This is a genomic window from Meiothermus sp. QL-1, from assembly GCF_003351145.1.
Lineage (GTDB): Bacteria > Deinococcota > Deinococci > Deinococcales > Thermaceae > Meiothermus.
Genome location: NZ_QQSV01000001.1, coordinates 412,707 through 425,793, shown reverse-complemented (window position 1 = coordinate 425,793; position 13,087 = coordinate 412,707). Strand labels below are relative to the sequence as shown.

The window sequence follows — 13,087 nt, the reverse complement described above, 5'->3', positions numbered from 1 at the left end:
TCAAACCCTGCTTTTTCCTGGGCGCAGCACCCCCCCCTTGCGCCGCCCCCAGCCCAGGGCAAAGCTGCCGGCCGCGGTCTTCAGGGTGACCAGTGCCCACCCTTCCTCCCCCTCGGCCTCGATGGGCTGCCCCTGGGCGAAGGCCAGGGCCCGGGGGTCGTCCGGCTCCAGGGCAAAGTGGGGCCCCACCTGGGCGGGCTCGAGGTGGTGGGCCAGGGGCAAAGCCGGCAGGAAACGCCCCTTTTCCCCGTGACGGGCAGGGCGGGCCTCGCCCAGGTAAAGCCCTGGCGAAGGAGCCCTGAGGCCACTCAGGCTGGGGAGGTCGGGGGGCAGGAGGTAGAGGTGGCCCGCCCGCTCGAGGATCTCCCCCTCTGGCGGCTCCGCCAGATGGGCCTCGGCCCAGCTCTGCCAAAGAGCCAGGGCCTCGCGGGAAGGCGCAGGCACCCGCTCGCGCGGCGGGTTGGCCTCGGGGCCCTCCAGCCTGCGCAGCCGGGCCAGGTAGTGCCCCTCACCCCGCAGCCGGTGGGGCCAGAGGCGGGCGGTTCGGGCCAGCTCGGGGAGGCCACCCCCCCAGGCCGGCACCCCGGGGCTGAAGGCGGGGTGTATACGGGCCTCCTCCACCCCCCAGCCCCCCTGCTGCAGCAGCGCCGCCACGACCCCTTCGTTCTCCTCTGGCGCAAAGGTGCAGGTGGAGTAAACCAGCATCCCCCCAGGCCGCACCAACCGGGCCGCCTGCTGAATCAGACTCCTCTGCACCCGGGCCGCCCGCGCCGGGGCCCCCGGCCCCCAGTGGCGCACCACCTCGGGGTCCTTGCGGAACATGCCCTCGCCCGAGCAGGGGGCGTCCAGCACCACCCGGTCGAAGTAGGCCCCCCAGCGCTCGGCCAGGCGCTCTAAGGGGCTCGAGACCACCACCAGCCGGGCCCCCCAGCGCCCCAGGTTCTCCATCAGCCCCCTAAGCCGCCCCCCGTCCACCTCGTTGGCGATGAGCAGGCCCTGCCCTCCCATCCTTGCTGCCAGGTGGGTGGTCTTGCCCCCTGGGGCAGCCGCCAGGTCGAGCACCCGCTCGCCGGGCCTGGGGTCGGCCAGGACCCCCACCGCCTGGGCCGAGGGCTCCTGGATGTAGTAAAGCCCAGCGTAGTAGAAGGGGTGGGGCCCCGGCCGGGCTTCTGGAGGGTAGTAGAAGCCCTCGGGGCACCAGGGGATAGGCTCGAGGGGCCAGGGGCTGATGCGCTGAAAAGCCTCAGGGCTAAGCTTTAGGGTGTTGACCCGCAGCCCATAGCTGCGCTCGGACGCGGTGAGGGCCTGCAAGAAAAGGCCAAAATCTTCCCCTAAAAGCTCGGACATGCGCTTCAGGAATGCCTTGGGCAGCACAGCGCATACAATGCTAACCGATGGGCGTGGTAGCGATTGGAACCGACCTGGTGGACCTGAGGCGGCTCAAAGCGGTGTGGGAGCGGCACCCCAAGCGCTTCTTGGAGCGGCACTTCACCCCGCAGGAGCTCGCCTACTGCCTGGGCAAGGCCGACCCCCTGCCCTCGCTGGGCGCTCGCTTTGCCGCCAAGGAGGCCTTCCAGAAGTGCTGGCCCACGCCCCTGGGCTGGCGCCAGGTCTGGGTGGAGCTGGAGGGCCCAAGACCGGTCCTCCGCTTTGCCCCGGAGCTCCAAGCCCAGATGCAAGAAGCCGGCCTGGCCGCCCACCTCTCGCTGGCCCACGAAAAAAGCCACGCCCTGGCGGTGGTGGTGCTCGAGGCCCGGTAGCTTTACACCAACGCGCTTTGTCGGTAGTATATCCACCGACGCAAAAGGAGGTTCTTTTCGCAGCTTTTGGAAGCGCTGCCATACCCCGGCGTCGCACGGGCGGGCTGGCAGGCAGCCCGCCCAAGGAGGCAGAGATGAGAAAAATCCCGTGGATTCTTGTCTTCGCGTTGATGGGCCTCGCCCTGGGTCAGGGCCGGATCACGGTCTGGACCCACTACGGCGGCCCGGAGCTGGCCTGGCTGCGCCAGACCGCCCAGGCCTTCGCCCGTAGCAGCGGAACCCAGGTGGAGGTGGTTGAAGTACCCTTCAACGACCTGCAGAACAAGTTCATCCTGGGAGCCCCGCAGGGCCAGGCCGCCGACCTGGTGGTGAGCATCCCCCACGACTGGGTGGGGGCTATGGCCGCCGCCGGGGTGCTCGAGCCCATGGGCAAGTACGCCACCGCCAGCTACCTGCAAGGCCTCTCCGAGGTGGCGGTAGAAGCCCTCACCTACCGCAACCAGCTCTTCGCCCTGCCCATGTTCGCCGAGTCGGTGGCCCTCATCTACAACAAGAAGCTGGTCAGGGAGGCCCCTAAAACCTGGGAGGAGTTCTTGCGCATAGCCCAGGAGAACACCCGGGGCAACACCTTCGGCTTCCTCTACGACCTGGCCAACCCCTACTTCAACTACGGCTGGTTCACCGCCTACGGGGCCTCGGTCTTCGGACGCACCGCCCAGGGCCTAGACGCCAGCCAGACCCGGCTCGGGGGGGAAGCCGGCGTGCGGGCCGTGAACTTCATCAAGGACCTGCGCTTCCGCTACCGCCTCATCCCCGAAGGGGTGGACTACGGCGTGGCGGACAGCGCATTCAAGGAAGGGGCCCTGGCCATGATTCTCAATGGCCCCTGGGCGATTGGCGACTACAAGAAGGCCAACATCGACTTCGGCATCGCCCCGCTGCCCAACCCCCCCGGCGGCGGCCAGTGGCGGCCCTTCGTGGGGGTGCAGGGGGTGGCCATGAACGCCTACTCCCGCAACAAGACCGCCGCCGCCAACTTCGCCAAGCTGCTGGTGAGCCCCCAGAACCAGGTTGCCTTCAACCGGGCCGGCGGCCGCCTCCCGGTCTCCAAGCAGGCGGTACAGCAGCTCCGCAACGACCCGGTGGTGGCCGGCTTCTCGGCCACCGTGGCCCTGGGCACCCCCATGCCCAACATCCCCGAGATGGGCAAGGTCTGGGGTCCGTGGGGCAACGCCCTATCGCAGGCCGTCCAGCGGGCCGACAGCAACGTGGCCCAGATCGTTTCGGCCATGGTGGCTGAGATCAACCGGGGGCTCTCGGGCCGCTAGGCCCTTCCCCCAGAGGACCCCCACAGGGGGTCCTCTTCGTTTAGCCGGTGGGAACCACAATCTGCCGCACCACCTCGCCCTGGGCCAGGCGGTCAAAACCCTCGTTGATGGCCTCGAGGGGCAGGGTGCGCGAGACCAGGGCTTCCAGAGGAAGGCGCCCCGCCCGGTAAAGCGCCAAGAACCGGGCCAGGTCCCGCCGCGGATTGGACGAGCCCATATAGCTTCCCTTCAAGGTTCTCTCCTCCGCGGCAAGGCTCACCGCAGGCAGGACCAACGCCTTTTGCGGATGGGGCAGGCCCACGGCAACCGTCACCCCACCCCTCCGGGTGGCCTGGTAGGCCATGAGCATCGCCTCCACCGAGCCCGCGGTTTCAAAGGCGTAGTCTACCCCCCCGCCCGTGAGCTCCCGCACCACCCCAACGGCGTCCTCCTCCCCCGCCACCACCGTATAGGTGGCCCCCAGGGCCTGGGCCAGCCCCAGCTTATGGGGCAGCAGGTCCACAGCCACAATAGGGTGCGCTCCGGCCAGCACCGCGCCCATAACCGCCGCCAGCCCCACCCCCCCCAGGCCGAAGACCGCCACGCTGGCCCCTTCCTCCACCCTGGCGGTGTTGAGCACCGCCCCAACCCCCGTGGTGATGGCGCAGCCGAAGAGGGCCGCTTTTTCCAGGGGGATATCCCTGGGAATGGGCACCAAAGACTCCTGGGCGGCTACCGTGTACCGGGCAAAGGCCGCTACCCCCAGATGGTGGTGCAGCGGCCTCCCCTCTAAATAGAACCGCCTGGCCCCCGTAAGAAGCCGCCCCTCGCGGTTGGCCTGTACCCCCCGCTCGCACAGATGGGGCCGCCCCTGGAAGCAGTAGCGGCAGAGGCCGCACATGGGCACGAAGGAGAAGACCACGTGATCCCCCTCGGCCAAACCCCGCACCCCCGCCCCGATGGCGCGGACGATGCCCGCCGCCTCATGGCCCAAAACTATGGGCAGCGGCCAGGGGCGGGTACCATCTATGGCCGAAAGGTCGGAGTGGCAAAGGCCCGCCGCCATAACCTCCACCAGCACCTCTCCAGGTCCGGGCCCCTCCAGCTCCACCTCCAGAACCTCCAGGGGCCGGGAGGCCGCATAGGGCCTGGGCTTTTCCATCTCAAACAGCACCGCGGCTTGGGTCCTCATCCCTCACCCCCCTCAGGCAGCTCGGAGCGGGCCAGGCGGCCATCGAAGGCTTCGTAGGCGAAGTAGTCGAGCAGGGCATAAAGCTCGCTGCGGCTTTGCATCTGGGAAAGGCAGCCCGCCGTGGTGCCCTCGAGCCTGAGCCGCTGGTAAAGGTCCTCCATGGCCCTCGCCGCCACCCTGAGGGCGGAGACCGGGAAGAGGGCTATGCGGTAGCCCATGGCGAAGAGCTCCTCGGCCGGCAGAAGGGGGCTTCGACCGAACTCCGTCAGGTTGGCCAGGAGAATGGTCCCCTCCAGGGCCTCGGCCACCCGGCGAAAAGCCTCCCGGCTGGGCAGGGCTTCGGGAAAGATGGCCTCGGCCCCCGCGTCCAGGTAGCGCCGGGCCCGGGCCACCACCCCTTCCAGGCCCTCCTGCTCAAAGGCGTCGGTACGGGCAATGAGGAAGAGCTCGGGGGCCACCGCCTTCACCGCCCGAATCCTGGCCTCCAGGTCCTCCGGAGGGGCCAGGAGCTTGTGGGTGAGGTGGCCGCACTTCTTGGGGTGGAGCTGATCCTCGAGCTGCACCCCCGCCACCCCGGCAACCAGGAAGCGGCGGGCTGCCTGGGCAGCGTTCAGGGGCCCGCCGTAACCGGTGTCCGCGTCCACGATGAGGGGCAGGCCCGTGGCCCAGACCATCTCCCGGGCCCGCTCGGCCACCTCGGCAGGCTCCAAAAGGCCCAAATCCGGCAGGCCCCGGCTGGCGGTGAGGGCCGCCCCGGAAAGGTAGAGGGCCTCGAAGCCCGCCTTCTTGGCCAAGAGGGCCGAGAGGCCATCGTAGGCCCCCGGGAGAAGCAAGGGCCCCTCCTGCAGACGGGCCCGCAGGGTCTGGGCCAGCTCGGCGGCGGTCTTTGGGGGCTGTCTTAGCCAGCTCATGGTCAGGGAGCCTCAGGAGCCAGAGCCTGGAGGAAGCGGTCCACCGGCATTTCCAGCAGGTTGGGGTCGTCCAGAAGGAGGTGCTCCAGGGCCCTTGCCCGCCCCTCAGGAAGGGCCAGGCGCAGGGCCCGCTGCAGCTTCTGCCGCAAAAGGGGGCGGCTCTCCTCCCGCCGGCGCGGGTGGCCGAGGGGATACTCCACCAGCCGCTCCAGCACCCGGCCGTCCCGCAGACGAAGGCGCACCCGGTTGGGGATGGCCCGGCGGTCTGGGTCCAGGTAGGCCCGGGTGAACTCGGGGTCCTCCTCTACCCGCATCCTGGCGATGAGGGCCGGAATGCGGGGGTCGGAGGCGGTGGGCTCCAGGTAGTGCTCGTAGCGAAGCTCGCCGAACAGGAGGGCCACCGCGGTCATGTACTGCAGGGAGTGGTCCCGGTCCGCCGGGTTCTTGAAGGGCCCCGGCTTGTCGATGATGCGCTTGCCCGCCTCCTGGGTGTGGATGAGAATCTCCTCCACCTCTTCCAGAGGGTCTTTGAGCTCTTTGTGCAGGGCGAAGCCCGCTTCCACCGCGGTCTGCCCGTGGAACTCCGCCGGGTAGGCCACCTTGAAGAGGACGTTCTCCATCACGTAGCTCCCCAGGGGCCGGGCCAGCACCACCGGGGCCTTGAGCACCACCGCCTCAAAGCCCCAGGTGGGTGCCGAGAGGGCGGTGGCATAGCCGGGCTCGCCCCGGGTGGCCGCCCAGGCCAGGAATACCCCCCGGGCGGCGGCGTCCGCGGCCGCCCACGACTTGCGGGGGCCGGTGTTGGGGAAGTGGCGGTAGGTGCGCAGGGCGGCCCCATCCAGGAAAGCGTGGGACAGGGCGCTGAAGACCTCCTCCTCGCCCCCGCCGTAGAGCAGGGCCGCCACCCCGGCCGAGGCCGCCTTCACCCAGTGCACGTGGTCGAAGCCTACCCGGTTCAGAGCGTTCTCCAGGGCCAGAACCCCCTGGACCTCGTAGGCCTTGATGGCAAGGGCCAGCAGATCTTCCACCCGGTAGGGGGCTTCCCCCCGGGCCCTGCGAAGGCGGCTCTGGTGGTCGGCCACCGCCAGGATGGCCCCCAGGTTGTCCGAGGGGTGGCCCCACTCCTTGGCCAGCCAGGTGTCGTTGTAGTCCAGCCAGCGGATGAGGGCGGTGGTGCTGAAGGCAGCCCGCATGGGGTCCAGGGCGTAGGAGGTGCCGGGCACCCGGGCCCCGAAGGGGGTCTGGGTGCCCGGGACCAAGGGCCCCACCAGCTTCATCGCCTCAGGGTAGGTCAGGGCCTCGAAGAGGCAGGCCAGCGCATCGGCCAGGGCCAGGCGGGCGGTGGCGTAGGCCTGCTCACTCCCCACCCCATCCCGCAACAGATAGTGGGTGATTTCCATCAGAACGCTATCGCGCTGCACCGGACACCTCCTAGGCCCTAAAGCCCCTTGGCCCCTTGTAGAGCACCCTGGGGCGGAAGAGGCGGTTATGGGCATGCTGCTCCGCCACGTGGGCCACCAGCCCCGCGGCGCGGGCTGCCAGGAAGATGGGGGTGTACAAAGGCACGGGCACTCCCAGGGCGTAGAGCACCGGGGCGGCGTAGTAGTCGAGGTTGGGGTAGAGGCCCTTTTCCCGCTGCATCACCTCTTCCCCCCGCACCGCCACCTCCAGATAGCGGGCGGCTGCCTGATTGCCTTTCTGAGCCAGTTGCCCCAGGACCTCCTTCATCAGGGCAGCCCGGGGGTCCATGCGGCGCATGTAGACCCGGTGGCCGAAGCCCATGATGCGCTCCTTACGCCCCAGGCGCTCCAGGATAAGCCGCTCTAGGCCCTCGGCCGTCCCGGCCTCGAGCAGCATCTCCATCACCGCCTCGTTGGCTCCCCCGTGCAGGGGGCCCTTGAGGGAGGCCACCGCCCCGGTCACCGCCCCGTAAAGGTCGGCTAAGGTGGAGGCGATTACCCGGGCGGCGAAGGTGGAATTGGGCATCTCGTGCTCGCTGTAGGCGATGAGGAGCTGGTCGAAGGCTCGAGCCTCCTCCGCCGTGGGGGTCTGGCCGGTAATCATCCCCAGAAAGGCCGCGGGGAAGGAAAGCCCCGGCTCGGGGTGCCGGGGGTTCTCCCGCTGGAGGTTGGCCACCAGGATGGCGGCCTGACCGATGAGCCGGGGAGCGGCCTCCAGGTCAAGCCGGGCCTCGGCCTGGGACCCCGCCGCCTCGAACCCCCCCAGGGCCGAGATGAGGGTGCGCAGGCGGTCCATGGGGTGCATCCCCTCGGGAAGGAGCCGCAGGATGGCGAAGACCGCCTCGGGCACCCGGGCCTCGAGGAGGGCCTGCTCGAAGGCTCGGGCCTCCCCTTCCTCAGGTAGCCGTCCGTGCAGGATTAGGTAGGCCACCTCTGCATAGCTGCGCTTGTGGGCCAGGTCGATGAGGTCATAGCCCCGGACCACAATCTCCTCGTGGTCCACGTCCAGGTAGGATATCTCCGTCTCAGCGGCTATCACGCCTTCCAGGCCAGGCTGATACTCCATGTTTCACCTCCGCCGCATTCTACCCTGCAGGGCAACCGCGCGATAACTGTGTGCTCGAGCCCCCCCACCGACCTCCTCTCCCTTTAGCCTGGAGGCTAGGCGGAGGGAAGCATGCGGCGTCTTTTCTGGATTGCGGCGCTCCTGGCCCCCCTGGGCGGCCTGCTGGCCATCCTCGCCCAGCCGTCCCAGCCCCTGCGCGGGGCCGAGATTCGGAACCTGCTCGAGCCAGTCTACAACCGGGCCCTCCCCGCGGCGCTGCGCATCGAGACCATCCCTGAGGGCACCGGCTCGGGCTTCTTCATCAGCCCCGAAGGCCTGGTAATGACCGCCTACCACGTGGTGGAAGGCAGCCGCAGCCTGCGGGTGGTCAACAGCCGACGGGAGAGCTTCCCCGCCGAGCTTGTGGGCTACGACGAGTTTCGCGACCTGGCTATTCTCAAAGCCCAGGTGCGCGCCCCGGTCCCTTCCTTGCCCCTCGAGACCCGCACCGGCCCCCAGGTGGGCGAGCCTCTGCTGGCCATCGGCAACTCCCGGGGCGAGTTCATCGCCCCCCGCTACGGGGTGGTGGGCTCGGTGGAGCGGGACATCTTCCCCTTCTTCAACTCCATCGCCATCTCCACCAACATCCCCCTGGCCCCCGGCGACTCGGGCGGGCCGGTGCTCAACCAAGCCGGGCGGGTGGTGGCGGTGGTGGTGGCCATCGGACAGCCCAACGGGGTCTTCGAGAGCTACCTCTCGCCCCTGCTCGGCCTCGACCAGGTCCTGGCCCAACTGCAAGCCGGCCGCCGGCGGGACGTGCCCTACATCGGGGTCCAGCTCGCCCCCATCGACGACGAGACCGCAGCCCTCCTGGGCATTCCCAAGGAGGGGGTGCTCATCCGCGGCCTCCTGCGGGGCGGGGCTGCTGAGCGGGCCGGCCTGCGGGGCCTCAGCGTGCGGCGGGAGAACGGGCGGGAGGTGTATGAGTTCGACGTGATCCTCGAGGCCGACGGCCGCCCCTTCAACGACGTGACCGCGTTGCAGCGCTACATCCGCAGCAAGGAGGTGGGCGACAGCGTGGTCCTCACCATAAGGCGCGGCGGCCAAATTCTGCGGATTGAGCTCCGGCTCACCCCCAACCCCCTGCGCAGCTAAAAGGAAAACTTTTTCCGCCAGATAAGAAAAACGCATGTTTCTTTTACACTCTGTCCATTGCTCCCCAAAGGCCCTGGGTCTAACATTGGACCAATCACCCTAGAGGGGAGGCCATATGGAACGTCCGTCCAGGGAAGTAATTCAGGAAAACCGCGACTACACGCTGTTTTCGTGGTCGGCGCAGAGCACCGCCAACCCCATCCACATGGCCCGAGCCGAGGGGGTCTGGTTCTGGGACGGGGACGGCAACAAGTGGCTCGACCTCAACGCCCAGCTCATCAACATGAACGTGGGCCACCAGCACCCCAAGGTGCTCGAGGCCATCAAGCGCCAGGTGGATGAGCTCTGCTTCGCCGGGCCCAACTTCGCCACCGAGCCCAGGGGCAGGCTGGGTAAAAAGCTGGCCGAGGTAACCGGCCTGGCCAAGAGCTTCTTCACCCTAGGGGGGGCCGAGGCCAACGAAAACGCCATGAAAATCGCCCGGCTCTACACCGGAAGAGACAAGATCATCGCCCGCTACCGCAGCTACCACGGGGCCACCATGGGGGCCATGACCGCCTCCGGCGACCCTAGGCGCTGGCCTGTGGAGCCAGGGATTCCCGGCATCGTGCGGGTCTTCGACCCCTACTGCTACCGCTGCCCCTTCGGCAAGACCGTGGACACCTGCCGGCGGGAGTGTGTGAGCCACATCGAGGAGGTGATCGAGCTCGAGGGACCCCACACCATCGCGGCCATCATAGTAGAGGGCATCACCGGCTCGAACGGGGTGCTGGTTCCCCCCGACGACTACTACCCCCGGCTTCGGGCCCTGTGCGACAAGTATGGGATACTCCTCATCACCGACGAGGTGATGAGCGGCTTCGGCCGCACCGGCAAGTGGCTGTCCACCCAGCACTACGGCATCAAGCCCGATATCGTGACCTGCGCCAAGGGCCTCACCAGCGGCTATATTCCCCTGGGCGCGGTCATCGTCTCCGAGCCCATCGCCGAGTTCTTCGAGAAGAACACCCTGTGGGGCGGCCTCACCTACTCGGGCCACCCCCTGGCCTGCGCAGCGGCCCTGGCCAACTTAGAGGTCTACGAGGAGGAACAGATCTTCGAGAACGTGGAGGTCCAGGGGCGCTACCTGGCCGAGCGGCTCGAGGCCATGCGCAAGAAGTACGCCTGCGTAGGAGATGTGCGCTACAAAGGGCTATTCAGCGTGATCGAGCTGGTGCGGGACAAGACCACCAAGGAGCCCCTAGCGCCCTACAACGGCACCTCGCCCGAGATGCAGCGGCTGGCGGGCCACCTCAAGTCCCGGTACATCTACGCCATGACCCGCTTCCACATGCTCTGGGTGGCCCCGCCCCTGGTCATCCAGCGCGAGGAGCTGGCCTATGCCCTGGACATCATCGAGGAGGGGCTGGCTTTGGTGGACGAGATGCTGGGGGTGGCCCGGGCCGCGGCGGACTGAACAGGGGTGGTAGACTGCCCCTGGTATGCCGCTAGAGCGCTCGTTTGGGGTGCTGCTCCACCCCACCAGCCTGCCCGGGCCCTGGGGTATCGGCACCCTGGGCCCTGCGGCCCGGGCCTTCCTCGACTGGCTGGCCACGGCCGGGGCCCGCTGGTGGCAGGTACTGCCCCTGGGCCCCACCGGCTACGGCGACTCGCCCTACCAGGCCTTCTCGGCCTTTGCGGGTAATCCTTACCTAATCGACCCCGGGAGGCTGCAGCAAAAGGGCTGGCTGGAAGAAGCCCCGCCACCCATTCATGCCGAACGGGTGGACTACGGCTGGCTCTACCGCACCCGCTGGCCCCTGCTGCGGAAGGCCTACGCCGGCTTCCAAAAACGGGCCACCCCAGAGGAAAAAGCCGCCCTGGAGGCCTTCGTCAAGGCCGAGAAGGGCTGGCTAGAGGACTACGCCCTCTTCATGGCCCTCAAGGACCGCTTCGATGGGAAGCCCTGGAACCAGTGGCCCCCCGAGCTGCGCAGCCGCGAGCCCCAGGCCCTGCAGCAGGCCAAGGAGGAGCTGGCGCAGGAGGTGGGCTTCCACCGGTGGTTGCAGTGGCTCTTCTACAGCGCCTGGGCCGAGCTCAGGGCCTACGCCGAGGCCCAGGGGGTGGGCCTCATCGGCGACATGCCGATCTTCGTGGCCTTCGACTCGGCCGACGTCTGGGCCCATCCGGAATACTTCCACCTGGACGCCGCCGGCCAGCCCACGGTGGTGGCCGGGGTACCCCCCGACTACTTCTCCGAAAAGGGCCAGCTCTGGGGCAACCCCCTCTACCGCTGGGAGGCGATGGAGGAAGAGGGCTTTAGCTGGTGGATCGAGCGCTTCCGGCAGGCGCTGCGGCTTTACCACCTGGTGCGCATCGACCACTTCCGCGGCTTCGAGGCCTACTGGGCGGTGCCCTTCGGGCGGCCCGATGCGGTGGAGGGCCGTTGGGTCAAGGCCCCAGGGGAGAAGCTCTTCCGGGCAGCGGAGGCTGTTTTGGGCAAGATGCCCATCCTGGCCGAGGACTTGGGGGTGATTACCCCTGAGGTAGAGGCCCTGCGCGAGGCCTTGGGCTTCCCCGGCATGAAGGTGCTCCAGTTCGCCTTCACCGGCGAGGAAAACGCCTTTTTGCCCCACCACTACCCCGCCCACGGCAACGTGGTGGTCTACAGCGGCACCCACGACAACGACACCAGTCTGGGCTGGTACCGCACCGCCCCAGAGACCGAACGCGCCTTCCTGCGCCGCTACCTAGCCCGGGAGGGCATCCGCTGCCTTGCCGAGCAGGAGGTGCCGGGAGCCCTGGCCGAGCTGGCCCTCAAAAGCCCTGCCCGGCTGGCTATCCTTCCTCTGCAGGACCTGCTGGGCCTAGGCAGCGAGGCCCGCATGAACCACCCTGGGCGGCCGGAGGGCAACTGGGCCTGGCGCTATCCTGCTGGGGCGCTCTCCGCGGAGCTGGCCCAAAGCCTGCGGGCGCTGGCCGCGAGCCACGGGCGGGTGTAGTCTGGAAAGAGCATGCGTATAGCGGGGGTGCTGGAGACCTGCCTCTACGCCGCCGACCTGGAGGCGGCGCGCGGATTTTACCAGGGGGTTTTGGGGCTGGAGCTCTTCGCCGAGGAGCCGGGACGGCACCTGTTCTTCCGGGCAGGAGACGGGGTCTTTCTGGTCTTCAACCCCCAGGCCACCCTGCAGGAAAGCAGCCTGCCCCCCCACGGGGCCGAAGGAGCGGTGCACGTCTGCTTTCGCGTTCCGGCGGAGGCGCTGGAGGCCTGGGCCGAGCGGCTCCAAGCCCACGGCCACAAGGTAACCTGGGCCCAGTGGCCAAGAGGCCGCAGCCTCTACGTGCGCGACCCGGCGGGCAACCTGGTGGAGCTGGCCCCCGCCGCCATCTGGGGCCTCGGCTAGCCTCACTCTTCCACCACCTCCACCTCCTCCCCCTCGGGCAGCCGGTAGGCGCGGAAGCCGCCCCCCTTCAGGTCGAAGATCACGTAGGGCACCCGCCAGTAGGCCTGGGCCCGGTCGGCCTCGCTGGGGCAGGGGGGGCCCTGGGGGTGGGAGTGGTAGATGGCCAGCAGCTCCAAACCTGCCCGCTCAGCAGCCCGCAGGGCCTCGAGCAGGGCCTGGGGGTCGGCGCGGTAGGCCACCCGGGGGGTGGGGTGCCGGTTGGCCAGGGGCTGGACCCGCAGCACCCGCCCGGCCCGGCCCAGCCAGAGCCCTACCCCTTCTTCGGGCCAAACCGCCCGCAGGTGGGCCAGGGTTTGCTCGAGGCAGGCCCGGGGTACGCGCAGCATCACGCCCTCCGCTCGAGGTCCTGGTACTCAAAGGCGTAGGCGTGGCGGGCATCGGCAGGGTGGAACTCGCGGTAGACCAGGCTCCACTCTTCAGGGCGCCAGGGGGGGAAAAAGGCGTCGGCCCCCGGCACCTCCACCTCTACCCGGGTCAGGTGCATGTGCGTGGCCAGGGGCAGGAAGAGGGCGTAGACCTGGCCGCCTCCGATAATCACGAGCTCCTCATCTATCGCTAGGGCCTCCTCCAGGCTGTGCACCACCTCGAGGCCCCCCGCCCTGAACTCCGGGTCGCGGGTCAGCACCACGTTGCGCCGCTTGGGCAGGGGCCGCCCGATGCTTTGGTAGGTCCTGCGCCCCATAAGAACAGTCTTGCCCAGCGTAAGGGCGCGGAACCGCCGAAGGTCGTCGGGTAGGTGCCAGGGAAGCGCCCCCTCCCGCCCAATGGCCCGGTTGCGGTCCATGGCGGCCACCAGGGCAATCCGCCGGTCCAT

The 13,087-nt window shown here is 68.8% G+C and carries 13 protein-coding genes; 6 read left to right on the top strand and 7 right to left on the bottom strand.

The genetic code is table 11. The annotated features are described in order from the left end of the window. Positions 1 to 1,374: a 16S rRNA (cytosine(1407)-C(5))-methyltransferase RsmF gene (gene rsmF / locus DV704_RS02165; protein WP_114797897.1), complete on the bottom strand. Its 1,374-nt coding sequence runs from the start codon at positions 1,372 to 1,374 to the stop codon at positions 1 to 3. A 20-nt stretch (positions 1,375 to 1,394) separates the two neighbouring features. On the opposite strand from rsmF, the gene acpS reads away from it, so the two are divergent. After that, positions 1,395 to 1,760, top strand: coding sequence for a holo-ACP synthase (gene acpS / locus DV704_RS02160; protein WP_114797896.1), 366 nt, complete (start codon positions 1,395 to 1,397; stop codon positions 1,758 to 1,760). Between the two features lie 134 nt (positions 1,761 to 1,894). Further along, entirely contained in the window at positions 1,895 to 3,088 is a 1,194-nt protein-coding gene (locus tag DV704_RS02155; RefSeq protein WP_114797895.1) for a maltose ABC transporter substrate-binding protein, read from the top strand. A 40-nt stretch (positions 3,089 to 3,128) separates the two neighbouring features. Here DV704_RS02155 and DV704_RS02150 read toward each other — a convergent pair whose 3' ends face one another. The 4 genes from DV704_RS02150 to DV704_RS02135 are packed head-to-tail and all read right to left on the bottom strand — an operon-like array spanning position 3,129 to position 7,696. Next, the gene (locus DV704_RS02150; RefSeq protein ID WP_114797894.1) at positions 3,129 to 4,259 is read right to left on the bottom strand and encodes a zinc-dependent alcohol dehydrogenase family protein; all 1,131 of its coding nucleotides are present in this window, start codon (positions 4,257 to 4,259) and stop codon (positions 3,129 to 3,131) included. Then, positions 4,256 to 5,170: an oxaloacetate decarboxylase gene (locus DV704_RS02145; RefSeq protein ID WP_114797893.1), complete on the bottom strand. Its 915-nt coding sequence runs from the start codon at positions 5,168 to 5,170 to the stop codon at positions 4,256 to 4,258. The genes DV704_RS02150 and DV704_RS02145 overlap by 4 nt, the downstream gene beginning before the upstream one ends. Before the next feature lie 2 nt (positions 5,171 to 5,172). Further along, positions 5,173 to 6,591, bottom strand: coding sequence for a bifunctional 2-methylcitrate dehydratase/aconitate hydratase (locus tag DV704_RS02140; protein WP_233498206.1), 1,419 nt, complete (start codon positions 6,589 to 6,591; stop codon positions 5,173 to 5,175). 10 nt (positions 6,592 to 6,601) lie between these two features. Next, positions 6,602 to 7,696: a citrate/2-methylcitrate synthase gene (locus DV704_RS02135; RefSeq protein WP_114797891.1), complete on the bottom strand. Its 1,095-nt coding sequence runs from the start codon at positions 7,694 to 7,696 to the stop codon at positions 6,602 to 6,604. 111 nt (positions 7,697 to 7,807) lie between these two features. On the opposite strand from DV704_RS02135, the gene DV704_RS02130 reads away from it, so the two are divergent. The 4 genes from DV704_RS02130 to DV704_RS02115 all read left to right on the top strand — a co-directional run bounded on the left by DV704_RS02130 (position 7,808) and on the right by DV704_RS02115 (position 12,213). After that, positions 7,808 to 8,830, top strand: a complete 1,023-nt coding sequence (locus DV704_RS02130) for a S1C family serine protease (protein WP_114797890.1) — start codon at positions 7,808 to 7,810, stop codon at positions 8,828 to 8,830. Positions 8,831 to 8,945: 115 nt separating this feature from the next. Further along, complete coding sequence (locus DV704_RS02125; RefSeq protein ID WP_114797889.1) at positions 8,946 to 10,286, top strand: aminotransferase class III-fold pyridoxal phosphate-dependent enzyme; 1,341 nt, start codon at positions 8,946 to 8,948, stop codon at positions 10,284 to 10,286. A 25-nt stretch (positions 10,287 to 10,311) separates the two neighbouring features. Further along, on the top strand, positions 10,312 to 11,811 hold the full coding sequence (gene malQ / locus DV704_RS02120) for a 4-alpha-glucanotransferase (protein ID WP_114797888.1): 1,500 nt from the start codon (positions 10,312 to 10,314) through the stop codon (positions 11,809 to 11,811). Between the two features lie 12 nt (positions 11,812 to 11,823). Next, positions 11,824 to 12,213 carry a VOC family protein gene (locus DV704_RS02115; protein ID WP_114797887.1) on the top strand — a complete coding sequence of 130 codons (390 nt, stop codon included), beginning with the start codon at positions 11,824 to 11,826 and terminating at the stop codon, positions 12,211 to 12,213. Between the two features lie 2 nt (positions 12,214 to 12,215). Here DV704_RS02115 and DV704_RS02110 read toward each other — a convergent pair whose 3' ends face one another. Beyond that, a complete protein-coding gene (locus DV704_RS02110; RefSeq protein WP_114797886.1) occupies positions 12,216 to 12,599 on the bottom strand; it encodes a Mov34/MPN/PAD-1 family protein in 384 nt (127 codons plus the stop codon). Next, positions 12,599 to 13,087: a dihydrofolate reductase gene (locus DV704_RS02105; protein WP_114797885.1), complete on the bottom strand. Its 489-nt coding sequence runs from the start codon at positions 13,085 to 13,087 to the stop codon at positions 12,599 to 12,601. Before DV704_RS02105 ends, DV704_RS02110 begins: the two co-directional genes overlap by 1 nt.